This is a genomic window from Pseudomonas sp. GX19020 (assembly GCF_023371075.1).
Lineage (GTDB): Bacteria > Pseudomonadota > Alphaproteobacteria > Rhodobacterales > Rhodobacteraceae > Pseudogemmobacter.
Genome location: NZ_JAMCCR010000001.1, coordinates 154,807 through 181,619, shown reverse-complemented (window position 1 = coordinate 181,619; position 26,813 = coordinate 154,807). Strand labels below are relative to the sequence as shown.

Below are 26,813 nucleotides of genomic sequence, written 5' to 3'. Positions count from 1 at the left end.
GGCTTTACCCGGGTGTCTGAAGTGAGGCGCGTCCTGTTTGCCTCCCGCAACAGGGCGAATACCGCGATAAGGGGGTGTCGATGAATATCACCGTCTGGCTGTTGCGTGCCAAACGCTGGGTGCAGAACCCGCCGCCGATGAAGCGGGTGCTGCTGGTGCTGGGCGTGATCGCCGCCTGTCTCGCCTTTGCGGCATTTGAATGGATCTGGGGCTGGCCGGACTGGCTCCGGGTGAACAGGATGCGGTTCTGAGGGCCGCAGGAAAACGCGCTGACAAACGGCGCTGAGCGGTCCAGGATGGGGGAAAGCCAGCCCGGAAAGGCAAGCCGATGCCACGAGCCCCTCATCCCCTGCGCCGTGCCGCGCTGATCCTCGCGTCAGGCGCCGCGCTTGCGGCAGCCGTGCTGACATGGGCCACTTTGCCCGCCCCGCTTTCGGCCGATGCCATGGACGGGCTTTCCGGTGATGCCGAAGCCGGGCGGCTGGTCTTCCTCGCCACCGGCTGCGCTTCCTGCCATCTTGCACCCGGGCAGGAGAACAGCGCCGATGACCGGCCGGTCCTGGCCGGGGGGCAGGCCTTCGCATCGCAGTTCGGCACATTCTATGCACCAAATATCAGCCAGGACAGGCAGTATGGCATCGGCGCCTGGTCAGCCCTTGATCTTGCCAATGCACTGACAAGGGGCGTCTCGCGCGGCGGCGAACATCTCTACCCGGCGCTGCCTTACGCCTCATATGCAAAGCTCACCCTGCAGGATGTGGCCGACCTTGACGCCTGGCTGAAAACGCTGCCCGCCGATCCGTCGCCCAGCCACGACCATGAGCTGAGCTTTCCGTTCAGCCAGCGCTGGCTGCTGGGCGGCTGGAAGCTTCTGTTCCTGCGCAAGGATTGGGTGGTGACCGGCGATCTGACGCCTGAGGAAGAGCGCGGCCGCTATATTGGCGAGGCCATGGCGCATTGCGGCGAATGCCATACGCCGCGCAACCTTTTCGGGGCGATGGACCGCTCGCGCTGGCTTGCGGGTGCGCCAAATCCCTCGGGGCGCGGGCAGATCCCGAACATCACCCCCGCCGCCCTCGACTGGAGCGCGGAGGAAATCGCCGATTATCTGACCACCGGCTTCACCCCGGGTTATGATTCCGTCGGCGGCGATATGGCGCATGTGGTCGAGAATTTCGCCCGTCTGCCCCCGGAAGAGGCGGCAGCCGTCGCGGCCTGGCTGAAAAAGGTCGCGCCGGCAGAGTGAGCCGCCCAAGGGCGGCCCGGACCAGGCTCAGGCCTGGCCGAGTTTTTCCATCCGCGCCTGGCGCAATTGCGCGAAATCATCGCCCGCATGATAGGAAGACCGCGTCAGCGGCGTGGCCGAGACCATCAGGAAGCCCTTGTTCCGGGCCGATTTCTCATAGGCCTTGAAATCCTCCGGCGTGACGAATTCCGCAACACGGTGATGTTTCGGGGTTGGTTGCAGATACTGGCCCACGGTCAGGAAATCGATATCGGCCGAGCGCATATCATCCATCACCTGCAAGACCTGGGGCCGGGTCTCGCCAAGACCGACCATGATCCCCGATTTGGTAAACATCGTCGGATCAAGCTCTTTCACCCGCTGCAAAAGCCGCAGGGAATGGAAGTAGCGCGCGCCGGGACGGACCTCATGGTAAAGCGCCGGCACAGTTTCGAGATTGTGGTTGAAAACATCGGGCCGCGCCTCGACCACTTTCTCCAGCGCCGAGGGCGCGCATTTCAGGAAGTCGGGCGTCAGGATCTCGATCGTGGTATCCGGCGAGCGGTGCCGCACGGCGCGGATCGTCTGGGCGAAATGCTCGGCGCCGCCATCTTCCAGATCGTCGCGGTCGACGCTGGTGATCACCACATGGTTCAGACCGAGCTTCGAGACCGCATGGGCCACCCGCCCCGGCTCGAACGCATCAAGGTTTTGCGGCTTGCCGGTCGCCACATTGCAAAAGGTGCAACCACGGGTGCAGATCTCGCCCATGATCATCATGGTGGCGTGACCCTGGCTCCAGCATTCGCCGACATTGGGACAGCCCGCTTCCTCGCAGACCGTCACCAGACGGTTTTCCTTCATGATGTCGCGGGTCTTTTTATACCCTTCCGAATTCGGCGCCCGGACCCGGATCCAGGACGGCTTTTTCGGCTGCTCCTGATCGGGGCGATGCGCCTTTTCGGGGTGACGCTGATCGGGGATCTTCAGATCGCGCATGGGCTGACCTCTGGAATTTTTCCCCCTTTTCCGGGGATCACCCCAGACATAAGCTGAGAGAGGCTCCAAGGCAACGGATAGTGCATATACACGTCCCCGGAGCCGCCTGACCAGTATCCGCCGGGGAATTTTCACCCGGCACTGTCACCCGGAGGGACAATGTCTAAACAATTTACTGCCGAAGTCATCGGCACATTCATCCTCGTTTTCTTTGGCTGTGGCGCGGCGGTGATCGCCGGCGCTGATGGCACAACCGGCGTGGGCCTGACCGGCATCTCGCTGGCCTTCGGCCTCTCGATCGTCGCCGCCGCCTATGGCATCGGCGCGATCTCGGGCGCGCATCTTAACCCGGCGGTCAGCCTTGGCATATTGCTGGCGGGCAAGATGACGCCCGGCGCCTTCATCACCTATGTGATCGCCCAGCTCGCCGGCGCCATCCTCGGCGCGGCAGTGCTTTACCTGATCATGACCGGCAAAACCGGCTTCACGCTTGGGGAATACGGGCTCGGCTCGAACGGCTATGGCGAGAATTATCTGGGCAAATACAACCTGACCTCGGCACTGATCTTCGAAATCGTGGCGACCTTCCTCTTTGTCACGGTGATCCTTGGCGCGACCCATCCCGGCGCATCGACCATCCTTGCCGGGCTTGCCATCGGCATGACCCTGACCGGGATCCACCTTGTCGGCATCCAGATCACCGGCGTTTCGGTGAATCCGGCCCGCTCGGTCGGCCCGGCACTTTTTGCCGGCGGCGCCGCGCTGAGCCAGCTCTGGGTCTTTATCATAGCCCCTCTGGTGGGGGGTGCCCTGGCCGGCGTCGTGCATGCGGCCGGCCTGACGCGCGCAGACTGACCTGCGCGGATGAACTGCAACTGCGCGCCCTGAAAAGGGCGCGCATCTTTATCCCATTCCCGCCCTCTGGCGGGTCAGGCCCAGAGCCTCAGCCGATCAGCGGGCCCGACCGGCCATAGGTCTCATCATAATGCCGGCGGAGCCTGAGCAGCGCGATCCGGAGCACGATCTTCCCCGACCGTGCCGCCCAGCCCATGCGGCGCTCGGCACTTTCGACGCCTTCGAGAAAACAACAGACCCTGAGGGCAATATCGCCAAGCCCCGGCCCAAGATCACGCAAGGCGAGCGCCACCCGGTCCCGCGCCCGGCCCGGCCCCTCGGCCAGCCCGCTGTCCCCGCGAAAGCCGCCCCGGTCACTGCCGGTCAGGAACTTCTCCCAGTTCTGCGCCACGCGCGGCCCCATTTGTGCAAGCTCAAAGTCCTCGCGCAGCCGCTCGGCCGCCGCCACCAGATCCGCGGTCAGAAACAGCTCGCCATTTTTCTCGCGCCGCCGCCCCAGCACCGCAACCGGGCTTTCCGCGATGTTAAACCGCATCCGGCGCGGGCCTTCCGGGGTCTGCACCTCCCGCTCGGCAAAGACGCGATGCTGATCGGCAAAAGGCGTCGCCGCCTCGGCCATACCCGGCTGCACCTCCTCGTCACCCATCAGCCGGCGCAGCGCCGCCCGCCCCGCCTGAGTGATGCCATAGGTTGAGATCCGCCCGCTTTTGCGGCACGAGATCCAGTCCTTGAGGCAAAAGGCCTGGGCGACCGCGCGTTCAAGCACCGCCGTCCTGACCGCGCGCCCATCGGGAAACTCCCGCAGGACCGCCGCCTTGTCCATATCGCCGGCAAAGGCCAGCAGCGCGCCCGGTTCGGCCAGGCGGCGCAGGATGCGGCGCGCCTCGCGGTCGAGTTCGCTTTCATCGGGAAGCGTTGCACTCATCGCCGGGACGGCTTTGGTGCGGCGGGCGGCTTCTTGCGGAATATGGGATGTCATCGCGGGGATTACCTCCTGGCGGACCGGATTGGGGGAAAACCGCGCCGCCCGGCTGAGCTGGCTGAGTGCCGCATCCATCAGCGGATCGTCGCGACGGCACTCATAGCGGCGGACCTGGCGCATCACGGTTGAGGCATGCACCCCCCGTTCGCGCGCCAGCGCCCTGAGTGAGATCCCCTCTTCGGTGTGACCGAGATAAAGCCTGATCTGATCCGGAATCCAGGCCGGCAGGCAGACCGGGAACTGGGACGCGCTGGCTGGGCTTTCAAAATCTCTGATCTGTTGCATGTTCAGGTCTGAATATCCGGCTGGTGCTGAATGCAGCTTAGGGGATCGTGGTTACTCAGATGTTAACTGGTTACGATTTGTCGATAATGGTAACCAAAAGCTAAACAGCCCCTTCCCGGGCGCGCGCCGGTTTTAAGGCCTGCGCAACGCCGGGATTATCCGGGACAGACTGCCCTTCTCACCCGCTGAAGGAGCCGTGAATGTCCGATATCCGCACCAGCCTCTCTGAAATCCGCCGCCCCGGAATCCTGATGCGCGCGGTCCGGTTTGCCCTGACCGATTACCACCGGCCCAGTGCGCTGAAGCGCTTTGCCCCGGAAGAAAACCGCCCCGAGCGCATTGTCTCGAAGCTGTTTGAGACCGAGGCGCAGATCGAGGAAATCCGCCAGAGCGGCGCGTCTACCTATTCGATCTGCGACCATATCGAGGTGCTCGCAGCTCTCGTGGCCGAGTGCCGGCTTTTGCAACCGCGGACTGCCGCCGGCTGAAATCCCCTCCCTGTCCATCCCGGCGGTCTTGTGGCCGTTACTGCCGGGACATAGTAGGCTCTCACCACTTCAGGGAGGGGCAAATGAGCCAGAAAACAGAGGATTTCAGCGCAGCCTGTCATTGCGGCACTGTCCGCTTCCGGCTGCGTCTGACCGGGGGCTTCGCTTCGATCCGCCGCTGCACCTGTTCTTATTGCCGGATGCGCGGTGCGGTCGCCGTCTCGGCCGGTCTCGGTGACATCGCGTTTGTGGCAGGCGAAGACAATCTCACGCTCTACCAGTTCAACACCGGCACCGCGAAACACTACTTCTGCAAAACCTGCGGCATCTACACCCATCATCAGCGCCGATCGAATACCGATCAATACGGCGTCAATGTCGCCTGTATCGAAGGGGTCAGCCCGTTTGACTTCCGCGAAATCCCGGTGAGCGACGGCATAAGCCATCCGAGCGATACCGGGGGCACAACGCGGCGTGCGGGTGTGCTTCGCTTTGATCCTGACTGAGCCGTTCTGACCGAAAAAGGCCCCGCTCTGTTGCCAGGGCGGGGCCAATTGTTTCGAATTGGAAAACTGTTACATGAAGGCGTCGGGCATCTCTGCCTTGCGTTTCGCGACATAGTCATCCAGCGCCTCGCGCTTTGCCACGTCGAGTTCCGGCGCCACATAATCCGCCAGCATCTTCTTAACCTTCAGCGAAGCAAGCGTTGCGGTATCGCGGGCGCCCTCTTCCTCCCAGGTCTCGAACGGCTTGTAATCCAGCACATCCGAACGCCAGAAAGCGGTCTTGAAATTGGCCTGGGTATGGGCGCAGCCAAGGTAATGGCCGCCCGGACCGACCTCGCGGATCGCATCCAGCGCCTGGGCGTTTTCGTCCACCGCAACGCCTTTGGCGATGCCATGCAACGCGCCCAGCTGATCGGCATCCATCACGAATTTCTCGTAGGAGGAGACCAGCCCGCCTTCCAGCCAGCCACAGGCATGGAGCATGAAGTTCACACCCGCGAGCAGCCCCATATTGAGGCTGTTCGAGGTCTCATAGGCCGCCTGCGCATCGGGGAGTTTCGAGCCGCAGAACGAACCGGCGGAACGATACGGCAGCCCCAGACGGCGGACCAGCTGACCGGCGCCATAGGTGATATGTGCGGCCTCGGGCGTGCCGAAGGTCGGCGCGCCGGAATTCATGTCGATCGAGGTCACAAACGCCCCCGCAATCACCGGCGAGCCTGCCCGCACCAGCTGGCTGTAGGCCACACCGGCAAGGATCTCGGCCAGCACCTGGGTCAGCGTGCCAGCGACCGTCACCGGCGCCATCGCGCCACCGACGATGAAGGGCGAGACAATCGAGGCCTGGTTGTTGGCCGCATAGACCTCAAGCGCGCCCATCATGATGCCGTCAAAGGTCATCGGCGAGTTGATGTTGATCAGCGAGGTCATCACCGTGTTCTGGTCGACGAAATCATCGCCGAACAGGATCTTCGACATATCGACCGAATCCTGCGCCCGCGAGGGTTCCGTGACGGACCCCATATAGGGCTTGTCGGACAGTGTCATATGCGCGTGCAGCATATCGAAATGGCGTTTGTTCACCGGGATATCGGTTGGCTCGCAAACCGTGCCGCCGGAATGGTGCAGCCATTTCGACATATAGCCCAGCTTCACGAAATTCTGGAAATCCGCGATGGTCGCGTAACGGCGGCCACCTTCCAGATCGCGGACGAAGGGCGGGCCGTAAACCGGTGCCAGCACAAGGTTTTTGCCGCCAATCTCGACACTGCGCTCGGGGTTGCGGGCATGCTGGGTGAACGTCGCGGGGGCAGTCGAACAAAGCTTGCGTGCAAGGCCGCGCGGGATATGCACACGCTCGCCGCGCACATCCGCGCCGGCCTCGCGCCAGCGCACGAGGGCTGCCGGATTCTCCACGAAATTGACGCCGATCTCTTCGAGAATCGTCTCGGCGTTATATTCGATGATCTGAAGCGCCTCTTCATTCAGCACTTCAAAATTCGGGATGTTGCGGCTGATGAATTTCGCCGTCTCGAAGCTGACAGCCGTGCGTTCCGCGCGCCGTGCCGCGCCGCCACCCCGCGCCCGACGACCCTCGATCACTTCCGACATCTTATCCTCCTGAACGGCTCTGAACCGGAAATACTCCTGCCCGAAGTTTCACCGCTTCGGGTTTGCGGCGCTTTTGTGCCGTTTGCGACATTTGCAGCGCACGACAGCGACAGCCCCCGGGATCCCCCGCAAATCAGCAGTTGACAGTTGAGAATGATTTGCATTTACATCTAACCATGCCGAGAGGAGAAATAATGCAAGCCTGGCTGAAAACCCCGACCACCGCCCTCGCCGCCCTTCTTTTGACCACCGGACTGGCCTTCGCCGGAGACAAGCTGAAAGTCGTCACCACCTTCACCGTGATCGCCGATATGGCGCAGCATGTGGCGGGGGATGCCGCCGATGTGGTCTCGGTCACCCGCCCCGGCGCCGAGATCCATGGCTATGAGCCGACACCGCAGGATCTGGTCCGCGCGATGGATGCCGATCTGATCCTGTGGAACGGGCTGAATCTGGAACTCTGGTTCGCGGGTTTTCTGGAAAACCTCGGTGACCTGCCTTCGGCCACGCTGACCGACGGGATTGATCCGATTGCGGTCTCATCGGGATCCTATCAGGGCAAAGCCAATCCGCATGCCTGGATGGGCCTGGATAATGCACTGATCTATATCGACAATATCGAAAAAGCCCTGACAGAGCACGACCCGGATAATGCCGCGACCTATGCCGCCAATGCTACGGCCTATAAGGCAGAGATGAAGGCCGCGATCGAGCCGCTGCGTGCCCGCATCGCCGCCATTCCCGAAGACAAACGCTGGCTGGTGACCTGCGAAGGCGCGTTTTCCTACCTCGCCCGCGATTTCGGCATGAAAGAGCTGTATCTCTGGCCGATGAATGCCGATCAGATGGGCACGCCGCAGCAGGTCCGCGCGGTGGTGGACGGGGTTAAAGAGCACCATATCCCGGTCGTCTTCTGCGAAAGCACCGTCAATACCGCCCCCGCCGAACAGGTCGCGCGCGAGACCGGCGCCTCTTATGGCGGCGTGCTTTATGTCGACAGTCTTTCCACCGCAGATGGCCCGGTCCCGACCTATCTCGACCTGCTGAAAGTCACAGCAGAGACCATCGCCATCGGGCTTGAGAGCAGCCCCAACTGAGACCCATTCTCAAAAACACTTCTCTGCCGCGGTTTCCCGTGGCAGAGTTCCCATAATTCCAGCTGAGAAAGCCCTTCCTATCATGCCGCAGACCCCAGACCCCCGGACAAAGGCCACAGCAGCCGATGATCCGGGTGGTGGCATCACCGCGCAGGATGTCACGGTCACCTATCGCAACGGCCATACCGCGCTCAGGAATGCTACTTTCGGGATCCCGCGGGGCACCGTCACCGCGCTGGTCGGCGTGAACGGTGCGGGGAAATCCACGCTTTTCAAAGCGATCATGGGATTCGTGCCGGTTGCGAAAGGACAGATCAGCCTGCTTGGCCGTTCGGTCCGCGAGGCGCTGAAACAGAACCTTGTCGCCTATGTGCCGCAATCCGAAGAGGTCGACTGGTCCTTCCCCGTCCTCGTCGAGGATGTGGTGATGATGGGCCGCTATGGCCATATGGGGTTCCTGCGCATCCCGTCTGCGGCGGATCGCGCGGCGGTCGACCAGGCGCTTTCGCGGGTGAATATGCTGGATTACCGCCACCGCCAGATCGGCGAGCTGTCAGGTGGCCAGAAAAAACGCGTCTTTCTGGCCCGCGCCCTGGCGCAGGATGGCCAGGTGATCCTGCTCGACGAGCCCTTTACCGGCGTTGACGTCAAGACCGAGGAACAGATCATCACCCTTCTGCGCGAACTGCGCGATGAAGGCCGCGTGATGCTGGTCTCGACCCATAACCTCGGCTCGGTGCCGGAATTCTGCGACCGCGTCGTGCTGGTCAGGGGCACGGTACTCGCCTATGGCCTGACCGCCGAGACCTTCACCCATGACAATCTCGAAGAGGCATTTGGCGGCGTGTTGCGCCGTTTCACCCTTTCGGGCGATCAGCTGCATGACGATGACGACCCGCGCCATGTCTCGATCCTGACCGATGATGAACGTCCGCTGGTGCAATATGGCCATGAGACCCGCACGCGGGAGGGTCGCTGAATGGAGATCCTCTGGGAGCCGTTCACCTATTCCTACATGCTTAATGCGATGTGGGTCTCGGCGCTTGTCGGCGGCGTCTGCGCCTTTCTCTCGGCCTATCTCATGCTGAAAGGCTGGTCTCTGATCGGCGATGCGCTTTCGCATTCGGTCGTGCCCGGGGTGGCCGGCGCCTATATGCTGGGCCTGCCCTTCGCACTTGGCGCCTTTCTCTCGGGCGGGCTCGCGGCGCTCGCCATGCTGTTTCTCTCAGACCGGAGCGGGCTGAAATCAGACGTGGTGATCGGGCTGATCTTCACCGCGTTTTTCGGGCTGGGCCTGTTCATGGTGTCCCTTAACCCGATGGCGGTCTCGATCCAGACCATCACCATGGGCAATATCCTCGCCATCACGCCCGAAGACACGCTGCAACTGGCGGTGATCGGCTTTGTGACGCTGGCGGTCCTGCTGATGAAATGGAAAGACCTGATGGTGGTGTTCTTTGACGAAAACCACGCGCGCTCTGTCGGACTGCATCCGGGGTTTCTGAAAGGCGTGTTCTTCACATTGCTGTCGGCCTCGGTTGTGGCGGCGATGCAGACGGTCGGCGCATTTCTGGTGATCGCACTTGTCGTGACACCCGGAGCCACCGCCTGGCTGATCTGTGACCGCTTCGGCCGGCTGATCGTGCTGTCGGTTGCCATCGGCACCGTGACCAGCTTTGTCGGCGCCTATGTCAGCTATTTCCTCGATGGCGCGACCGGAGGCGTGATCGTCTGCCTGCAGACCGCGATCTTCCTTCTCGTTTTCATCTTCGCCCCGAAACACGGGCTTCTGGCTACGAAACGCCGCGCCGCCGCTGCCCTGCGCGAGGAGGACGCGATATGATCGAGACGTTTCTCTTGCCGTTCCAGTTTCCCTTCATGCAAAAGGCCTTCCTGATTTCTGCTATGATTTCAGTGCCCTGCGCGCTTCTGTCCTGCTTTCTTGTTCTGAAGGGCTGGGCTCTGATGGGGGATGCGGTCAGCCATGCCGTGCTGCCGGGGATTGTGCTGGCCTATATCTGGGGCTTTCCGCTGATCATCGGCGCCTTTGCCGCCGGCATGTTCACCTCGGTCGCGACCGGCTGGCTGTCGGAAAACAGCCGCATCAAGCCTGACACCATCATGGGTGTGGTGTTTTCCGGCATGTTTGCCGCCGGGATCGTGCTTTACACCTCGATCGAGAGCGACGCGCATCTCGACCATATCCTGTTCGGGAATATGCTGAGGGTCAGTGTCCAGGATCTCTGGACCGCCGGGCTGATCGCCGGCTTCGTGACGCTGGCGCTGGTGGTAAGCTGGAAAGACCTGATGCTGCAGGCTTTCGATCCGGCTCAGGCGCGGGCCTCAGGGCTCAGGGTCGGGATGCTGCATTACGGGCTGCTTGCAGTTCTGTCGCTGACCATCGTCGCGACGCTGTCGGCAACCGGGCTGATCCTGGCGGTGGGCCTTCTGATCGCGCCAGGCGCCATCGCCTTCCTGCTGGTCCGCCGCTTCGGCCAGATGCTGGTCGTGGCCTGCATCGCCTGCTTCACCGCGATGATGACCGGGATCTGGGCAAGTTTCTGGCTTGATGCCTCGCCCGCCGCCACCATCATCCTGGTGCTGACCGCGATGTTCCTCGCCGCCTTTTTCCGGCGCAGCCTGCAAATCCGCGCCCAAAGCCGCGCTGCGATCTGACACCAGCGCCGCAGTGCGAAATGAAAACGGGGGCCACTGGCCCCCGTTTTCGTATTCCGCATGCGTTGCTCAGTTCATCCCGAGCGCGGTCATATAGACTTCGAGGATCGCATCCGCTTCCTGGCGCTCCTCGGCATCCTGCTTGCGCAGGGATACGATCTTGCGCAGCGCCTTGGTGTCAAAGCCCCGGCCCTTGGCCTCGGCATAGACCTCTTTCAGCTGCTCGGCGATGTCCTTCTTTTCGGCTTCGTACTGTTCGATCCGCTCGATCAGCTGACGCAGCTCATCGGCGGTCACATTGAAGGCGTCATTCATTCCTGCTCTCCGCTTTATGCTTTGCCCGACAGATACCCTGCCGGGGCCGCCGATTTCAAGCGCTGCCGCCCGCTCTTGCGACCCCTCTTGCGCGAAAGCCCGCCAGCGTTTAGCCAGCATCCCGCAGCACATGGCGGAGCTTTCAATGCCCTATCTGATCTGGCCCGGCGCCTTCCTGTCGCTTCTTGGCGTCTTCGGCCTGCTCTGGTGCATCCTGCGCGGGCTGAAAATCCGCCGCTCGGGCGCCACGGATGAACAGATGCGCAGCGAGCTGCAAAAACTTTTCGCGGTGAATTTCGGCGCGCTTGGCCTTTCGGTGCTGGGCCTCGCAATGGTGATCATGGGCATTTCGCTCGGCTGATCAGTCGCAGGGCTGCCCCCCGGAACGGGGCGCAGACTTATGCCGCCGACCGCCCCTTTGAGACCAGCCGGTCCAGGGACGGATGCGGCGTCCAGACCGGATCATCCTCCTGCCAGCGGCGCAGATCGCTGCGCAGCACCATAGCGCCCCGCTCCTCCGCCAGATGCATCGGCCCCCCCCGCCAGCGCGGGAAGGCATGCCCCTGCACCATCAGAAAATCCACCGCAGCCGGCCCTGATGCCGCCCCATCCGCAATCTGCCGGTAACCCTCATTCGCCAGCGCCGCCAGCCAGCGCCGGATCACCTCTTCGGCAGCCATACCGCGCATGGCGACCTCAGACCCCGGCTCCGGCAAATCCGGCATCGCCTGGCCAAACCCTTCCAGCGCCGTCGCAATCAGCCGGCGCGGCACGCCCATCGCAAGCATCCGCGACAGCGCCGCCTGACCGCTTGCCGCAACGCGGCGCCCGACCTGCGGCAGGGTGCCGCTGAGCACCGGCTGCAGGCCGAAACTGCGCATCAGCCGCCAGAGCCCGCCCATCGCCACCGGCCCCGCCACGCCACCGGTGCTGATCTCGCAGACCCGCCCGGACGGCGCGATGGTCAGGCCTGCGCGCCCGCCCCCCCCGCCAATCACCAGATGCAGCGTCGCCGGGTATTGCCGGGCCAGGCCATCCGCCACGGCCCCAGGCCGCGCATGGACCACCAGCCCCGCCTGCGCCAGCGCCCCGGCCGGCTGCCCGGTCTCAAACCGCAGGAAATCGGCGTCACGCTGCGCCTGGCTCAGCCGGCCCGAGCGTGTCTCGGCCTCCAGCCGCTCGCGCACCCAGGCAGCGATCCGCTCCAGCGACGCCGCGTCACCACCACCCTCCGGCCCGGCCCAGATCACCCGTAGGCCCCGGCCAAGCGCCAGCAGCGCCAGCGCGGCCAGCTGCGGGCCAGCCCCGGTCAGCCCAAGTGTCCGGATCTCGGCACCGCCACTGCCAGCCACGCCCGGTGGCAAAATATGCGCCGCCCGTTCGGCCCGCGCGGCGGCGATCAGCCCCCGGCTTTCCCCGGTGGCCAGCAGATCATCGAAGACCACCGCCTCCAGCGCAAAGCCGTTTTCCGGCGGCAAATAAAGCGCGGCCTCAATGCAGTCGATGATCCGCGCCGGAGCCGGCATCGGATTGCGCGCCAGATCGCGCCGCGCCCGGGCGATGGTGGCGCCAAATGCCGTGCTGTCGCGGATCCCCTCCTCGCGGGCAATCACCGGCGCCGGGGCGGGCATCCGCGCCGCAAGTGCAATCGCCGCCGGAACGGGGTCGCCCTCGGTCACATGATCGGCGAGGCCGATGGCCAGCGCCTGATCGGCATCGAGCGGTGTCGCATTCAAAAGCAGCGAGATCGCCTCATCCAGCCCGGTCAGCCGCGGCAGACGCTGGCTGCTGCCGGCCATGGGCGAAAGGCCCAGCCCGGCCTCGGGGAACTGGATCCGCGCATCGATCGCCATGATCCGCGCGTGACAGGCCAGCGCCAGCTCTGCCCCCGGCCCGGTGGCGCGGCCGGAAATCGCCGCCACCACCGGCGCGGGATAAAGATCGATCTGTCGGCAAATTCCAGCCAGCGAGGGATTGCCCTCGAGAAGTGCAGCGCCGGCCTCGACTAGGGTTGCCGAAGGAAACGCGCCTGCGGCACCGGCAATCACCACCGGGCGGGCGCCGCCGGCCCATGTCTCTCCAGCACTGCATTCGACCGCGAGCGCTGCCGCAAGCGCAGCCCGCACCTCCCGGGTCAGGCCATTCAGGGGCGGATGGCCGATCTCCAGCAAAAGCACACACCCGTCTGGCCCGACAAGGCTCTGCTGCACCGGTGCCGCCGCAGCTGTGCCGACAACAGCATTATCCGGCGCCGCCGTTTCATGCGCGTCAGCTGCATATCTGGCAGAACCGCTGCCCGCAGTCCCACTCCCCTCAACCCGAGTCATGCCCCCGCCTTCACCCGTCACTCTATGGGGTGCAAGTTAACAGGACATTCCGGTTGCTTGACAAGAGCTTACCCTGATTATCCGGCAAGCTCCTGCAAGCGCAGGCCCTAGCCCGCCGGAGCTCTGGCCTCCCGGCCTCTTCCACAACCAGGGCCATAGCCCCCGTTGTGACCTCCAGATCCGCAACATCCTGGCAGATCGCGCCCGGACCCCATCGCGATTATGCCGGGGCCCGCAAAGATCTGCCCTTGCGAAAGGTCCACCAGAAACAACCGTTGCCGGGTCGGAGAATGTCACACCGGCATATTGTCGAACCTTTGTTCGATTTCCTCTTCTTCGCGCAGGCGCCTCGCCTCGCGTTGCATCAGACTCTCGCGCCCGCCGCTGTCGGGCAAGGCCGTAAAGCGATGCGCCAGGGCCTGAAGCTCTGCGAGTGTCGCGTTCAGATCCTGCAAAGCGCCGTCCTGAGCAAGCCTGACCGCCTCCCGGGTCAGATGCTGCAATCGCGAAAATCGGTTGTAAATTTCCATGGCCGTTCCTCCTCCGGCTGCCGGTACTTCCGGGCTGATCTTGCTCAGATTCTCTTTCCCGACCATGATCCAGATCAGGATCACGCCGCTTTTCGCCAGCTGCTGCCCCCCGCATCGGGGCTTTTCCCCCGCCGCTCTGCGGAGTAGGCTGCGGCAGAATTTCCGAAGGGACGTCAAGATGGATATCCGCCCGCTCAGTGAAACCTATGCCGTTTCGCCCCAGATCGCCCTTGAGGACCTTGAGGCGATCAGGGACGCCGGCTATCGCGCAGTGATCGACAACCGCCCCGATGCCGAGATCCCCGACGAGCTTCATACCGGGGCAATGCGCGCGCAGGCCGAAGCGCTTGGCATTGCATTTTTTGCCAATCCGGTGATCGGCGGCGCGCTGACGATGCAGAATGTCACGGCCCAGGCCGAAGCTATTGCCGCAGCGCCGGGCCCGGTCCTAGCCTATTGCGCCAGCGGCAACCGATCGTCGATCGTCTGGGCCCTGTCCCAGGCTGGCACGCGGCCTGCGAGCGAGCTGATCGCCGCCGCCGCGCAACATGGCTATCAGCTGGCCCATCTTGCCCCGCAGATCGAGGCACTCGCCGCGCAAAAATCCGCGAGCTGAGATATCGGAGCCGGGGGGCTGGCGGAATCGCGCAACCCTTCCGATGCCGCTCCGGGCCAGACGCTCAGGCCGGGACACGGATATCAAACCCTTCGCCCAAACCCGTGTCCGGCCCGAAACCGGGATCGGGCGCAGGCCCCTGTTCCATCGGAAAGCCGGTCGGGAAATCCAAAGATCCAACGGCGGTCTCTGATGGCCGATCCCGCCCGACGGCCATGTCAAAGCTGCCGGCTTCAATCTCGCTCCCAGGCATCGCAACAGCGCTGATCCGCAGCGCACGATAGCCATTTTGCTGCCCGAGACGCGCCGCCGCCACCACCCGCCCGTCAATCCCATGCAAGTTGATTTTCGTGATACTGGCGTCGTTCAGTGTCAGAAGCTGCCCCGGCTCCAGCTGCATCACTTCATTGACCGTCAGCATCCGCCGCCCCAGCACGGCCTGCAATTCGCATTCTGTCTGCCCCAGATCCGCAGCAAATCCCTCAGACCCCGGCGTATTGGCAGAGGCCTCGGCGACCGGGGCCCCGGTCAGCGGCAAAGCGAGCAATATCTCACCGCTGCGCCTGCCATCAGCCAGCGAAAGCACGGCACTCATCAGATGATAGGGCTGATCATCGAGCAAAAGCCCGATGCTGCGGGCGTCATCGAGCTGTGATGCAAAACGGAACCCGGCCTCCACCCGTCGGTCCGGCAGATCGCGGACCAGGAAGTCGAATCGTGCCAGCGCCCGGTCAAGCACCGGCGAGATCATCGCGGCATCAGTCCGGGTCGGACGCCGCGCCCCCGGCGGACCCGCGCCGATACGACCGATCGTCTGCATCTCGATCAGCGAGGCCGTGAGATCAGGCGACAGCGCCGCCACCCCCATCGCGCCACCCGGCCCGTCCAGCAGCGCAATCAGCGCGCGTTCAGCCGGCAGCTCCGGCAGTTCCGCCAGATCGCAGGGCCGCGATGTCAGGGTCGTGGTCTCGGCCGGCAACCCCGCCCCTTCACGCAAAGCCCGCGCCAGCGCCAGCCGCCAGGCCTGATCAACCAGCGCATGGGGCCGGGCCTGTTCCTCATGCGCGGGGCGGAGTTTGCGGCGCAGGATCTCGCTCATGGCAATGCTTCCCGTTCTGTCCAGGCAGCGCCATTCTGGCCGCGAGAATGTTTGCGCAATATTAACGGGACAGAGAAAATCGTCTAAAACCCGCTGCCAGCGCCGCACTGCCTGGTTTTTCAGCCCGGCTCGATCCGAAGCGGCAGCACCACGCGGAATGCCGCCCCGCCCTGCCCCGGAAGATAGTCGATCGTGCCGCCCAGATTGGTCACGATCTCGCGGCAGATCGCGAGGCCAAGCCCGGCTCCCGAGGCCCGCGCCTCACCGGGAAGGCGCCAGAATTTTTCGAACACCATGGATTGCAGCGCCTTGGGAATGCCCTTCCCATTATCCGCGACATCGACCCGCACCCGCCCGGCCCTGACCCGCACCGCGATGCGGATGCGCGGATGGCTCGAATCGCAATATTTGCGCGCATTGGCGATCAGATTGATGAACACCTGCGTCAGCCGGTCCGCATCGGTCCGCATCCAGACGGATTCGGCGACCTGGTCACGGATGAATTCGATATCGCGCTCTGGCTTGACCTTTTCGGTCGCAAGGATCGAACGGTCGATCAGATCGCGCATACTCACAAGGCTGACGGAGAGCTGCACCTTGCCGCTTTCCAGCACCGAAAGATCCAGGAGGTCATCAAGCAGCCGGGTCAGCCGCACCGCCTCATCGCGGATGATCCCGCCCGAGCGCGCCACAGTGCCGACCGGCAGGTCGCCCTCGGCGAGGATCTCGGAAAAGGCGCGGATCGAGGTCATCGGCGTGCGCAGCTCATGGCTGATCTGCGACAGGAACGCGTCTTTCTGCACCGACAGCGCGGTCAGCTTTTCATTCGCCTCGCGCAATGCCGTTGCGGTGCGGGCAAGTTCGAAACGCTGTTCCTCTAGCTGGGCGGAATGTTCCATCAGCTGCGCGGATTCGCGCGCGACCACCATCAGATCCTCGACCGTGACCGTATCCAGGCCAACCAGTTTCGAGATCATCGCATGGGCGGTGGCCGCCCCGATAGAGCCCGCAAGCCGTTCTTCCAGCGCCGCCAGAAAGGCCGGGGTCGGGTCGGGCAGCATCGACTCGCTCTTGCCCTGGTCGCGGGCGGCGCGCTCGAACAGGCCCTGCGCCTCTTCTTCGCCCATGATGCGCTGCGTCATCATCAGGAGCGCCTCTGGTTCCGCCTCGCCACGCGCCCAGCGTTGCGGGCCGACAGGGCCATCAAAGACATTGACGAAAGCGGCGCTTTGCAGCCGCTCGACCGGGCCGGGAAAGCTGAGGATCGATGCGGCGCAGAGGGCTGCGGTATTGGCGATCAGCGACCAGAACAGCGCATGGACCAGCGGGTCCATCACCTCGGTCCCGAACATGGCATTGGGCCGCAGCCAGCTCAGGCCCCAGGGCCCGGCCTGCAGCACCGATGCCGGCAGGATCGCATCACCGAAAGACGGCAGGAACAGGCAATAGGCCCAGAGTGTAAAGCCCGTCGCCAGCCCGAGGAGCGCGCCCGTCCGCGTGGCGCCGCGCCAGAAGATGCCGCCGATCATCGCCGGCAGGAATTGTGCAACCCCCGCGAAAGAGATCAGCCCGATCTCGGCCAGCGCCCCGGAGCCGCCCGAAAGCCGGTAATAGCCCAGCCCAAGCGCGAGAACGAGCGCGATGGAAAGCCTGCGCGCGGTCAGCACCAGCGAGCGCACATCTTCGGAAATTGCGCCCGACCGGCGCAGCCTCAGCCAGGTCGGGATCACGATATGGTTCGACACCATCGTCGCGAGCGCAATCGCCTCGACAATCACCATCGAGGTTGCGGAGGAGAACCCGCCAAGGAAGGCGAGCATCGCAAGCCCGCCCTGCCCTTCGGCCAGAGGCAATGTCAGGACAAACATATCCGGGTTAGATCCCGCAGGCAGCCTTTCGATCCCCATGACGGCGATGGGAATGATGAAAAGGCTCATCGCCAGCAGATAGGCCGGAAAGGCCCAGGAGGCGCGGGCAAGCTGGCGGTCATCGGAATTCTCGACGACGATGACCTGGAACATGCGCGGCAGGCAGATCACGGCGGCGCCTGCAAGAAACAGGATCGCGGTCCAGCGCCCCGGTTGCAGCTGCCAGTCATGGAGGGACGAGGCGTCGATTTTGGCCATGATCCCCGAGACACCGCCCGCAAGGCCCCAGACCACGAAACAGCCGACCGCGATCAGCGCGACCAGCTTCACCACGGCCTCGACCGCGATGGCAGTGACGATCCCGGTATGCTGTTCTTTCGCATCCAGATTGCGGGTGCCGAAAAGGATGGTGAAAAGCGCAAGCCCCGCCGCTACCCAGATCGCGGTCTGACCAGCGCCCGGGCGGGCCTCGCCCGGGGCGGCGCTGGCGAAAACCTCGAAGGCCAGCACCACCGATTGCAGCTGCAGCGCGATATAGGGTGTCACCGCGACAATCGCGATCACCGTGACCAGCACGCCGAGCGAGTTCGACTTGCCATATCGCGACGAGATCAGATCGGCGATCGAGGTCAGCCGCTGCTGGCGCCCGATATAGACGAGTTTGCGCAAGATCCACCACCAGCCGATGAAGACCAGCGTTGGCCCCAGATAGATGGTGATGAATTCCAGCCCCGACCGCGCGCCATATCCCACCGCGCCGTAAAAGGTCCAGGCGGTGCAATAGATCGACAAAGACAGCGTATAGACCAGGGGCGAGCGCAGCCAGCCGAGCTTGCCCTGCCCCGAGCGCCGCTCCACGAGGAATGCGACGGCAAAGAGGAAGATCACATAGGCGAGGCAGGAGGCAACCAGCAGGTTGAAGGACATCAGGGGATCAGCCTTCTTCCTCGTCGCCCGTCAGGACGCCGGGCCTCGCGGCATCCGGGCGCGGCGCGTCTGGGCGCGCGAGGCCCGGTGCCAGCACGGCGGCAGCAAGGATCAGCAAGGCCCAGGTCACAAAGAACCAGATCACATCCGAGGACAGGAGCCGGTTTCCATCACCGCCCGCGGGCGTCCAGAGGATCGGCAGGATCATCAGAAAGGCCCCCGCCACCGGCAACAGCCGCGCGGCATCGCGCAGCCGGCGGCGGCGATAGGGGATGCGGCCCAGAAAAAGCGGCCGCCTCACGCGAGACCTGCCATCTCGGCCGGGCGGGCCCTGCGCGACAGACAAGGACGCTGCGCGATGCGGCAGCAGACAGAGCGCGGCCCCGCCTGGCAAAGGCACCCGCTTTCGGCAGCACCAGAAACAGAACCGGGCCCGGGGCTCAACAGATGCACAAACCCTGCGGCGACATTATGGGGTGACATTGCCGGACTCCGCCCCGGCCCGGCCGGCTATGTCGCCAGCCCCGGTCAGGCTGCGCACCTCGGCCACGATCTCGGCATTCGAAAAGGGTTTGGTCATGAAACGCGTCGCCCCGGCGCGTTCGGCGGCCTCGCGGTCGCGCGGCAGGCCCTTGGCGGTCAGCATCAGAACCGGCACCCCTGCCGTCACCGGATCGGCGCGCAGGGCTGTCAGCACCTCGATCCCGGAAAGCCCGGGCAGCATATGGTCAAGGATCACAAGGCCCGGCTGCAGCCTTCGTGCGATCTGGGCCGCATCGCGGCCTTCGGCATGATGGATCACCTCCCAGCCGGCGCGCGACAGGATGAACTGGATCGCCTCGGCGATATTCGGTTCATCTTCGACCAGCAGCACCTTGCGGCTGTTTTCCATGCCCGTCCCCCGCCTTTCTTCCGCCCCGTTCAACCGCCTGTGACGCGGCGCTCCCGGCCCTCCCGGTTCCGGACACCTGGCCCGGAACGCCAGTATCTTATGATTTTCCTGCACCTGTCAAAAGGCGATCTCGCGCTGCATTGCGGCACGAGGGTTCAACCGGGGCGTGCCGCGCCGCGCTGCGGCTTTGCCGCCGCCGTCGGCGCTGCCCCAAGGATCGAGGGCTCGCGGCGTGCGGGACAGGCCTCGCGCGGGCAAATGCGGCAGGTGGTTCCCGCCGCAATCGGTGCCTGATCGGCCGGTGGCGCCGGAGCCGGCAGGATCAGCATAGCCGCCTCGCGCAGCTCCGGCCCGGCAAAGCCCCAGGGCAGCCGCGCCTCGCACCAGGCAAGACAGAGAAACCGCCCACCGCCGGGCTGCGGCATCTCGACCACCGCCCGGACCGGCTGGCCGGGCCGCGCCAGCGCCGCAAACAGCGGCCAGAGCGGACAGGCCGCCCCATAGCGCGGCGGCGAAAACCCTGGCACTGGCTTGCGAAACAAGAGCGTCCCCGACGCATCACAGACCACCAGCCCGGCGTCAGAACCGGGCCGGAAGGCAATGCGCCGCATCGCAGCATGAACCGGCACCCCGAATCTGGCGGCAATCAGCGCCGGATCGCCCCCCTCCGCCAGCGCCTTGCGCAACCCCGCCTCGGGGATCATCGCGATGTCCTTTTGTGCCTGGCCTGTCCAGGCCCGCGCCAGTGCCCGCGCCTCGCGCCCCTGGATCTGAGCGGGTGCCGCCTCATCCGGCAGCGTCCAGCCGATCCGCGCCAGCCAGGCCTCCAGTTCATCCTGGGGGGCGACGGCGACGCTCTCCGGCTCCTCCCCGGAATGGTCCAGCCAGGAGACCAGGGCTTCGGCGCCACCCACGAGACGTTCACTGTCCTGATGCAGGTTCAGATGAAAGCGGCGCTGCCAGTCGGGGCTGAGATCCTCGGTCTCGACCAGAATCCCCGCCGTCGCCCGGACCGCCGACAGCGCCGATAACAGCTCATGCAGGGCCGCCGAAAGATGTGGGTCATGGCCCAGCCGGTCATTCAGCGCCGCCATCCCCTGCCTGAGGCCCGCGATATGGGTCTGGAGATCGGCAATCAGCTGCGCCCAGCCGGGATAGCGCCCGGCAAGTTCGCCTGCCCGGTCCGCCTCGGCGCCCGACCCCGGAAAACTCGCCGCCGCCGCGCGCAATTCCGCCACCAGAGCGCCGGGATCCCGCTCGGAAAACTCCTCCGGCGCAAGATCAAGCGCTTGTGCGAGCCGCTCCAGCACCTCCGGAGTTACATTGCGGCGGTTATGTTCGATGAGGTTCAGATAGGAGGGCGAGATCCCCGCCGCCCGGCTGAGATCGCCCTGCCGCATCCCCGCCGCAATGCGCCGCTCCCGCAGGCGGGTGCCGATCAGAGGGGCGCGTGACATGGGAACTCCGGGCGGGGCTTGCGACAGGCTCGCCCGGAGAATTTACAGCGCGGTGAAAACTTTACAACCGAGGCTTACACACCCGTGACCGGAATGCCGCCGCGCTGCACCGGGCGTGGTGCGGTAAGATCTTTCCACTGCGTATAGGCGCGGCTGACCGACCCGCGCGGGTCGCGGGCGACGAATTTGCCATGTCCCTCGGCCGAGGTCAGCTGGCCATCCGTCACCGCCACATGCCCGCGCGACAGAACATAACGCGGCCCACCGATGACCTCCTGCCCCTCGAAGACATTGTAATCAATGGCCGATTGCTGGCTTGCAGCCGAAATCGTTTTCGTCTTTTCCGGATCCCAGACCACCAGATCGGCATCGGCCCCGACCAGCACTGCGCCCTTCTTCGGGTAGCAGTTCAGGATCTTGGCGATATTCGTGGAGGTCAGCGCGACAAATTCGTTCATCGTGATCCGGCCGGTCCGCACCCCATGGGTCCAGAGCATCGAAAGCCGGTCTTCAAGCCCGCCGGTGCCATTGGGGATCTTTGTGAAATCCCCCAGCCCGGTGCGTTTCTGCGCGGTGGTGAACGCGCAGTGATCGGTCGCGACGCAGGACAGAGATCCCGAGGAAAGCCCCGCCCAGAGACTGTCCTGGTGCCGTTTGTTCCTGAACGGAGGCGACATCACGCGCCGCGCGGCATGGTCCCAGTCCTGGTTGAAATACTCGTTCTCATCCAGCGTCAGATGCTGGACCAGTGGCTCGCCCCAGACACGTTGCCCGGCCTGGCGCGCCCGGCGGATCGCCTCATGCGCCTCTTCGCAGGAGACATGCACGATATAGACCGGCACCCCCGCCATATCGGCGATCATGATGGCCCGATTGGTGGCCTCACCCTCGACCGCCGGGGGCCGCGAATAGGCATGGCCCTCAGGCCCGGTGGTGCCGGCGGCCATGAGTTTCGTCTGCAATTCCGCGACGAGATCGCCGTTTTCGGCATGTACAAACGGGATCGCGCCCAGATCGGCGCAACGCGAGAACGACGCGAACATCTCGTCGTCATTCACCATCAGCGCGCCCTTATAGGCCATGAAATGCTTGAACGAGTTGATGCCGCGATCCGCGACCTCTTTCATCTCGTCAAAGACCTGCTCGCTCCACCAGGTCACCGCCATATGGAACGAATAGTCGCAATGCGCCCGCGCGCCCTTGTTATCCCAGAGCTTCAGCGCATCCATCAGCCCCTGGCCCGGCGCGGGCAGCGCGAAATCGACCACCATCGTGGTGCCGCCCGCCAGCGCGGCGCGGGTGCCGGAGTCGAAATCATCCGCCGTATAGGTGCCCATGAACGGCATTTCGAGATGGGTATGCGGATCAATGCCGCCCGGCATCACATAGCAGCCGGTGGCGTCAAGAACCTTGTCGCCCTTCAGCCCATGCCCGATGGCAATGATCTGCCCCGCCTCGATCAGCACATCCGAAACATAGCTCAGATCCGCCGTTACGATGGTGCCGCCTTTGATGACCGTGCTCATGATCTTCTCCCTGTTATTGTCCCGCACATACCGGATCGGCCAGCGCCTCGCGCAGCCCCCCGGCAGCGAAATCGAATTCGGTTCCGACCTCTTCGCCCCTGACAGAGAGGATGACGCCGGCGCTGTTTTGCAGCCGCTCCACCGAGGCCGGGCCAAGCGCAGTGAAATAGCTGCCGCCGGCATAGGGCATCTCGTTCAGGTCGATACTGTCGCCATCGGTAAGACCGAGCCGCGCGGTGATCGTGCTGCCGAAGGCCGCCTCGCCTGCGGCAGAATAGCGGATGGTGCGATTGCCGCCCTCATCGGTCCAGCAGGAAAGATAGAGCCCGTTCCCGACCCCATCGCGCAGATAGGCTTCGGAGAATTCGGCCTCGGAGCGCTCGACCACGACCGGGCGCGAGCCGCCGCCATCCGCCAGATATTGCAGCTGCCAGCCTTCCGCCGCCGCGGCCGTGCCCATAACAGCCAGCAGCGCCGCAAGGATCACCGGAGAAGAAGTCATGTCTCGGCCTTTTCTTTTCACGCCACGACCTGCGCCGTTTCCAGCACGGCATGCAGCAGCACATCCGTGCCTGCCGCCGCCCATTCCGGGCTGATCGCCTCTGCCTCATTATGCGACAACCCGCCCTCACAGGGGCAAAAGATCATCGTGGTCGGCGCCACGCGCGCGATCCAGCAGGCATCGTGCCCCGCGCCCGAAACGATGTCACGGTGGGAATACCCCAGCCTCTCTGCTGCGCGGCGCACCGATCCGACCAGATCCGGGGTAAAGGTCACCGGGTCGAAATGCCCGACCGCCTCGACCGCGCAGCCGACGTCCAGCGCGGCACAGATCTTTGCGGCGCCTTCCTCGATTGCCGCCCGCATCCGGTTCAGCTTTGCCAGATCCACGGTGCGGATATCGACGGTGAACACCACCACGCCCGGCAGCACATTCCTTGAATTCGGAGCGAACCGCACCTGACCGACACCGCCCACCGCATCAGGCTGGTTCGCCATCGCGACCTCCTGCACCAGCTCAAATATCCGCGCCATAGCGAGGCCTGCGTTCTTGCGCATCGCCATCGGGGTCGAGCCGGTATGCGCGTCGCGCCCGGTCAGGGTGAATTCAAGCCACCACAGCCCCTGGCCATGCGTCACCACGCCGATATCAACGTTTTCCGCCTCAAGGATCGGCCCCTGCTCGATATGGAGCTCATAATAGGCGTGGATTTTCCGCGCGCCCGTCGGTTCATCGCCAAGCCAGCCGATCCGCCGCAGCTCATCGCCAAAACGCTTGCCGTCCGGGTCCTGGCGCGACCAGGCATGATCCTGGTCGATGACACCTGCGAAAACGCCCGAGGCCACCATGGCAGGTGCAAACCGCGCGCCTTCCTCATTCGACCAGTTCACCACCGTGATCGGATGTTTCGTGCGGATGCCGAGATCGTTCATCGTGCGGATGGCCTCAAGCGCGCCCAGAACGCCCAGAACCCCGTCATATTTGCCACCCGTCGGCTGGGTATCGAGATGGCTGCCCATGAAGACCGGCTCGGCCTCCGCCTCCTCGCCAGGGCGGGTGAAGAACATATTCCCCATCTGATCGACGCCCATGGTCATGCCGGCGGCCTCTGCCCAGACGCGAAACAGATGGCGGCCTTCATTATCCGCATCGGTCAACGCCTGGCGGTTATTGCCACCTGCGACACCCGGCCCGATCCTGGCCATCTCCATCAGGCTTTCCCACAGTCGTTCGGAATTGATACGGAGGTTTTCACCTGCGCCTGTTCTGGCCCCGATTCTGCTGGTGTTGGCCATGATGTTCCCGTCCTGCTGTGGTGTCAGCCAGAAGCCAGCACAGCCTGACCACATGGTCAAGAATTTTCCCCGGACGCGCGACAGAGGTTTGACCGAATGCCCCGCGCCTGATTTAAAAACTTTATGGAGAACCAGACCGTCCGCGCCCCGCGCCGCAGCCGTATCCAGCAAAAGAACCGCGAGACCATCCTCGCGGCGGCGCTGGAGGTGTTCTCGGCCCAGGGGTTTCGCGGCACCACGCTGGATCAGATCGCGCTTGAGGCCGGGCTCTCGAAACCCAATCTGCTGTATTATTTCGGATCCAAGGAAGAGATCCACCGCGACCTGCTGACCGGGCTGATGACCTCCTGGCTGGAGCCCCTGCGGGCGATGCGCGAAGACGGTGACCCGCTTGCCGAGATGCTGGCCTATATGCGTCGCAAGCTGGATCTGTCGCGCGATTTTCCCCGTGAAAGCAGGCTCTTCGCCAATGAGATCCTGCAAGGTGCGCCGCGTATTTCCGAGGCGATTCAGGGGGAATTGCACGATCTGGTGCAGGAAAAAGCGCGGCTGCTGGCGCGCTGGATGGATCAGGGGCGGATCCGGCGTTCGGACCCGGTGCATCTGATCATTTCGGTCTGGGCCCTGACCCAGCATTATGCCGATTTCGAAAGCCAGACGCGCGCGGTGCTGGGCGCGGGTCACGATCCCTGGACCGAGGCCGCGGGCTTTCTTGAAACCCTCTATCTGCGGCTGTTATCGCCGCAGCCGGGCATGGGCATCCCCTGAAAGACCATTAAAAAGCAAGACATTACCTCCTAGGGAGAGGCGCTGATCTGTGTCAGGCTCTTCGGGTGGGGCTTTCTATCGTGGGGTGACGGTTATGGAATTCATTTCCGCCGTCCGGCCGGTCATGGCAGCCGTAGAACCGGTTGCGAATGCCCAGGCCGGGACTTCTGCCGGATCAGCTCCGGCATCACAAAGCGGCAGCCGCGCTTCGGCCGCCGCCACAAGCGAGATCGCGCGTCCGGTGGCTCAGGCCTCGGGGACCAACAGTTCAAGACCGCCTTTGACCGATCAGAGCCTGCTCTCAGAAGCCGCGCGCGACAAGGTCGCGGCCGCGCAGCGGGCTTATATGATGACGCTCCGCGCGGTCGGGGTGAATCCGCTGGCAAACCGGGTGCCCTGAGCGACGCAGGCAAACCGCGACCTCCGGCGCGCTCCGATGGCCCAGGGGGCCCCAAGCGGCACACGCACTGCCCATGTGCCTCTGCCGCACGCAGGGTCGCGCGTGATCTTTTGCTGCGTACGACTGGTACACGCCAGGCCCGCCGGAACAGGCTTTCCCGACCGGAGAGTGGCGCCGAACCAACATCTGCGGACGGCACCAGAGCCCGTTCCGCCTATTCTGCCGCCGGGCGTGAGGACGGGTTGTTCGGATGCGTCGTCCAGTTCGCGTAATCGCCGACCACAAGCCCGGTGCGCGGATCGACGGAACCCTTCGCCATCGGCTCCATCGTGATGCAATTCTCGACCGGGCAGACATTGACACAAAGATTGCAGGCGACGCATTCATCGTCTTTCACGGTGAAGACACGCCCCGGGCCCATCGCAATCGCCTGATGGCTGGTATCCTCGCAGGCCGCATAGCAGCGGCCGCATTTGATGCAATCATCCTGGTTGATATGCGCCTTGGCGACGTAATTAAGGTTCAGATATTGCCAGTCGGTGACATTGGGCACCGCGCGGCCGCGCAGCTCATCCAGCGTCATTCCCTTCTCATCGAGATATTCGCTGAGGCCCGAAATCAGCTCCTGCACCACTTTGAACCCATAGGTCATCGCCACAGTGCAGGCCTGCACCGTGCCACAGCCAAGGGCGATGAACTCTGCCGCGTCGCGCCAGGTGGTCACGCCACCTATCCCCGAAATCGGCAGGCCCGCAGTTTCCCGCGACCGCGCGATCTCGGCCACCATATTCAGCGCGATGGGCTTCACCGCCGGGCCGCAATAACCGCCATGCGATCCCTTGCCGTCGATCATCGGCTCGGGCGAAAACGTGTCGAGATTGACCGAGGTGATCGAATTCACCGTATTGATCAGGCTGACCGCATCGGCGCCGCCGCGTTTGGCAGCCTCGGCAGGCAGGCGGATATCGGTGATGTTCGGCGTAAGTTTCACGATACAGGGCATGCGCGAATGCTGTTTCACCCAGCGGGTCACCATCTCAATATAGTCGGGTACCTGGCCCACGGCCGAGCCCATGCCGCGTTCCGCCATGCCATGCGGACAGCCGAAATTCAGCTCGACCCCATCTGCTTCGGTATCCTCGATCTTCTTAAGGATGTCTTTCCAGCTCTCCTCATCGCAAGGCACCATCAGCGAGATGATCAGGGCGCGATCCCGCCAGCGGCGGCGTACCGATTTGATTTCATCCAGATTGACCTGCAAAGGCCGGTCGGTGATCAGCTCGATATTGTTGAGCCCCAGCAGCCGCCGGTCCGCCCCCCAGACCGCGCCGTAGCGCGGGCCGTTGACGTTGACCACCGGCGGGCCATCGGCCCCGAGCGTCTTCCACACCACACCGCCCCAGCCCGCCTCGAATGCGCGCTCGACATTATATTCCTTGTCGGTCGGTGGCGCCGAGGCCAGCCAGAACGGGTTGGGCGAGCGGATACCGAGGAAATTCGTCGAAAGATCAGCCATTTGAGCCTCCCTGGAGATGAACGGCTCTGCGCCGTCTCTGGTGTCTGGGAA

28 protein-coding genes are annotated in these 26,813 nt (G+C 64.2%); 13 read left to right on the top strand and 15 right to left on the bottom strand.

The annotated features are described in order from the left end of the window. Window positions 1–80 precede the first annotated feature (80 nt). Both M3484_RS00960 and M3484_RS00955 read left to right on the top strand, forming a co-directional pair. Window positions 81–251 carry a hypothetical protein gene (locus M3484_RS00960; protein WP_171909509.1) on the top strand — a complete coding sequence of 57 codons (171 nt, stop codon included), beginning with the start codon at window positions 81–83 and terminating at the stop codon, window positions 249–251. 77 nt (window positions 252–328) lie between these two features. Further along, window positions 329–1,246, top strand: a complete 918-nt coding sequence (locus M3484_RS00955; RefSeq protein ID WP_249495374.1) for a c-type cytochrome — start codon at window positions 329–331, stop codon at window positions 1,244–1,246. A 27-nt stretch (window positions 1,247–1,273) separates the two neighbouring features. Here M3484_RS00955 and lipA read toward each other — a convergent pair whose 3' ends face one another. Then, window positions 1,274–2,224, bottom strand: coding sequence for a lipoyl synthase (gene lipA / locus M3484_RS00950; RefSeq protein WP_249495373.1), 951 nt, complete (start codon window positions 2,222–2,224; stop codon window positions 1,274–1,276). A gap of 159 nt (window positions 2,225–2,383) precedes the next feature. Here lipA and aqpZ point away from each other — a divergent pair, with 159 nt between their 5' ends. Further along, window positions 2,384–3,079: an aquaporin Z gene (gene aqpZ, locus M3484_RS00945; RefSeq protein WP_092897930.1), complete on the top strand. Its 696-nt coding sequence runs from the start codon at window positions 2,384–2,386 to the stop codon at window positions 3,077–3,079. 88 nt (window positions 3,080–3,167) lie between these two features. Here aqpZ and M3484_RS00940 read toward each other — a convergent pair whose 3' ends face one another. Beyond that, a complete protein-coding gene (locus M3484_RS00940; RefSeq protein WP_249495372.1) occupies window positions 3,168–4,346 on the bottom strand; it encodes a DUF6456 domain-containing protein in 1,179 nt (392 codons plus the stop codon). A 200-nt stretch (window positions 4,347–4,546) separates the two neighbouring features. On the opposite strand from M3484_RS00940, the gene M3484_RS00935 reads away from it, so the two are divergent. Together M3484_RS00935 and M3484_RS00930 are read left to right on the top strand one after the other, a co-directional pair. Continuing rightward, window positions 4,547–4,834 carry a DUF6477 family protein gene (locus tag M3484_RS00935; protein ID WP_249495371.1) on the top strand — a complete coding sequence of 96 codons (288 nt, stop codon included), beginning with the start codon at window positions 4,547–4,549 and terminating at the stop codon, window positions 4,832–4,834. Window positions 4,835–4,917: 83 nt separating this feature from the next. Beyond that, complete coding sequence (locus M3484_RS00930) at window positions 4,918–5,340, top strand: GFA family protein (RefSeq protein WP_092897936.1); 423 nt, start codon at window positions 4,918–4,920, stop codon at window positions 5,338–5,340. A 69-nt stretch (window positions 5,341–5,409) separates the two neighbouring features. Here the strand turns inward: M3484_RS00930 and M3484_RS00925 are convergent, their stop codons facing one another. Then, window positions 5,410–6,951, bottom strand: a complete 1,542-nt coding sequence (locus tag M3484_RS00925) for a trimethylamine methyltransferase family protein (protein ID WP_092897938.1) — start codon at window positions 6,949–6,951, stop codon at window positions 5,410–5,412. A 194-nt stretch (window positions 6,952–7,145) separates the two neighbouring features. Here M3484_RS00925 and M3484_RS00920 point away from each other — a divergent pair, with 194 nt between their 5' ends. The 4 genes from M3484_RS00920 to M3484_RS00905 all read left to right on the top strand — a co-directional run bounded on the left by M3484_RS00920 (window position 7,146) and on the right by M3484_RS00905 (window position 10,724). Then, complete coding sequence (locus M3484_RS00920) at window positions 7,146–8,048, top strand: metal ABC transporter substrate-binding protein (protein WP_249495370.1); 903 nt, start codon at window positions 7,146–7,148, stop codon at window positions 8,046–8,048. Between the two features lie 82 nt (window positions 8,049–8,130). After that, a complete protein-coding gene (locus tag M3484_RS00915; RefSeq protein ID WP_249495369.1) occupies window positions 8,131–9,027 on the top strand; it encodes a manganese/iron ABC transporter ATP-binding protein in 897 nt (298 codons plus the stop codon). Next, window positions 9,028–9,891, top strand: a complete 864-nt coding sequence (locus tag M3484_RS00910) for a metal ABC transporter permease (RefSeq protein WP_249495368.1) — start codon at window positions 9,028–9,030, stop codon at window positions 9,889–9,891. Then, on the top strand, window positions 9,888–10,724 hold the full coding sequence (locus M3484_RS00905; protein ID WP_092897946.1) for a metal ABC transporter permease: 837 nt from the start codon (window positions 9,888–9,890) through the stop codon (window positions 10,722–10,724). Before M3484_RS00910 ends, M3484_RS00905 begins: the two co-directional genes overlap by 4 nt. A 69-nt stretch (window positions 10,725–10,793) precedes the next feature. Here the strand turns inward: M3484_RS00905 and M3484_RS00900 are convergent, their stop codons facing one another. Continuing rightward, window positions 10,794–11,039, bottom strand: a complete 246-nt coding sequence (locus M3484_RS00900; protein ID WP_092897948.1) for a DUF2312 domain-containing protein — start codon at window positions 11,037–11,039, stop codon at window positions 10,794–10,796. A 145-nt stretch (window positions 11,040–11,184) separates the two neighbouring features. On the opposite strand from M3484_RS00900, the gene M3484_RS00895 reads away from it, so the two are divergent. Next, window positions 11,185–11,400 carry a hypothetical protein gene (locus M3484_RS00895; RefSeq protein ID WP_092897950.1) on the top strand — a complete coding sequence of 72 codons (216 nt, stop codon included), beginning with the start codon at window positions 11,185–11,187 and terminating at the stop codon, window positions 11,398–11,400. A 37-nt stretch (window positions 11,401–11,437) separates the two neighbouring features. On the opposite strand, the gene M3484_RS23530 is transcribed toward M3484_RS00895, so the two are convergent. Both M3484_RS23530 and M3484_RS00885 read right to left on the bottom strand, forming a co-directional pair. Beyond that, a complete protein-coding gene (locus M3484_RS23530; RefSeq protein ID WP_349306254.1) occupies window positions 11,438–13,249 on the bottom strand; it encodes an enoyl-CoA hydratase-related protein in 1,812 nt (603 codons plus the stop codon). Window positions 13,250–13,659: 410 nt separating this feature from the next. Next, window positions 13,660–13,896 (bottom strand): hypothetical protein, encoded by a 237-nt coding sequence (locus M3484_RS00885; protein WP_249495367.1) that lies wholly within the window; start codon window positions 13,894–13,896, stop codon window positions 13,660–13,662. A gap of 178 nt (window positions 13,897–14,074) precedes the next feature. On the opposite strand from M3484_RS00885, the gene M3484_RS00880 reads away from it, so the two are divergent. Next, window positions 14,075–14,512, top strand: coding sequence for a protein tyrosine phosphatase family protein (locus M3484_RS00880; protein WP_249495366.1), 438 nt, complete (start codon window positions 14,075–14,077; stop codon window positions 14,510–14,512). A gap of 64 nt (window positions 14,513–14,576) precedes the next feature. Here M3484_RS00880 and M3484_RS00875 read toward each other — a convergent pair whose 3' ends face one another. The 8 genes from M3484_RS00875 to M3484_RS00840 all read right to left on the bottom strand — a co-directional run bounded on the left by M3484_RS00875 (window position 14,577) and on the right by M3484_RS00840 (window position 24,078). After that, window positions 14,577–15,611, bottom strand: a complete 1,035-nt coding sequence (locus M3484_RS00875) for a FliM/FliN family flagellar motor switch protein (RefSeq protein WP_249495365.1) — start codon at window positions 15,609–15,611, stop codon at window positions 14,577–14,579. A 119-nt stretch (window positions 15,612–15,730) separates the two neighbouring features. Further along, window positions 15,731–18,406, bottom strand: a complete 2,676-nt coding sequence (locus M3484_RS00870; protein WP_092897957.1) for an ATP-binding protein — start codon at window positions 18,404–18,406, stop codon at window positions 15,731–15,733. Between the two features lie 7 nt (window positions 18,407–18,413). Further along, on the bottom strand, window positions 18,414–18,707 hold the full coding sequence (locus M3484_RS00865; protein WP_249495364.1) for a hypothetical protein: 294 nt from the start codon (window positions 18,705–18,707) through the stop codon (window positions 18,414–18,416). Between the two features lie 168 nt (window positions 18,708–18,875). Continuing rightward, on the bottom strand, window positions 18,876–19,298 hold the full coding sequence (locus tag M3484_RS00860; protein WP_092897959.1) for a response regulator transcription factor: 423 nt from the start codon (window positions 19,296–19,298) through the stop codon (window positions 18,876–18,878). A 155-nt stretch (window positions 19,299–19,453) separates the two neighbouring features. Then, window positions 19,454–20,755 carry a helix-turn-helix domain-containing protein gene (locus tag M3484_RS00855; RefSeq protein ID WP_249495363.1) on the bottom strand — a complete coding sequence of 434 codons (1,302 nt, stop codon included), beginning with the start codon at window positions 20,753–20,755 and terminating at the stop codon, window positions 19,454–19,456. Window positions 20,756–20,829: 74 nt separating this feature from the next. After that, window positions 20,830–22,281 carry a dihydropyrimidinase gene (gene hydA, locus M3484_RS00850; protein WP_249495362.1) on the bottom strand — a complete coding sequence of 484 codons (1,452 nt, stop codon included), beginning with the start codon at window positions 22,279–22,281 and terminating at the stop codon, window positions 20,830–20,832. A gap of 13 nt (window positions 22,282–22,294) precedes the next feature. Next, window positions 22,295–22,783, bottom strand: a complete 489-nt coding sequence (locus M3484_RS00845; protein ID WP_249495361.1) for a hypothetical protein — start codon at window positions 22,781–22,783, stop codon at window positions 22,295–22,297. Between the two features lie 17 nt (window positions 22,784–22,800). Further along, on the bottom strand, window positions 22,801–24,078 hold the full coding sequence (locus tag M3484_RS00840; RefSeq protein ID WP_249495360.1) for a Zn-dependent hydrolase: 1,278 nt from the start codon (window positions 24,076–24,078) through the stop codon (window positions 22,801–22,803). A 123-nt stretch (window positions 24,079–24,201) separates the two neighbouring features. Between M3484_RS00840 and M3484_RS00835 the strand changes: the two genes are divergently transcribed. Continuing rightward, entirely contained in the window at window positions 24,202–24,846 is a 645-nt protein-coding gene (locus M3484_RS00835) for a TetR family transcriptional regulator C-terminal domain-containing protein (RefSeq protein WP_092897969.1), read from the top strand. Between the two features lie 94 nt (window positions 24,847–24,940). Beyond that, window positions 24,941–25,246 carry a hypothetical protein gene (locus tag M3484_RS00830; protein WP_249495359.1) on the top strand — a complete coding sequence of 102 codons (306 nt, stop codon included), beginning with the start codon at window positions 24,941–24,943 and terminating at the stop codon, window positions 25,244–25,246. Between the two features lie 214 nt (window positions 25,247–25,460). Here M3484_RS00830 and preA read toward each other — a convergent pair whose 3' ends face one another. Continuing rightward, window positions 25,461–26,762: an NAD-dependent dihydropyrimidine dehydrogenase subunit PreA gene (gene preA, locus M3484_RS00825; protein WP_092897973.1), complete on the bottom strand. Its 1,302-nt coding sequence runs from the start codon at window positions 26,760–26,762 to the stop codon at window positions 25,461–25,463. Between the last annotated feature and the right edge of the window lie 51 nt (window positions 26,763–26,813).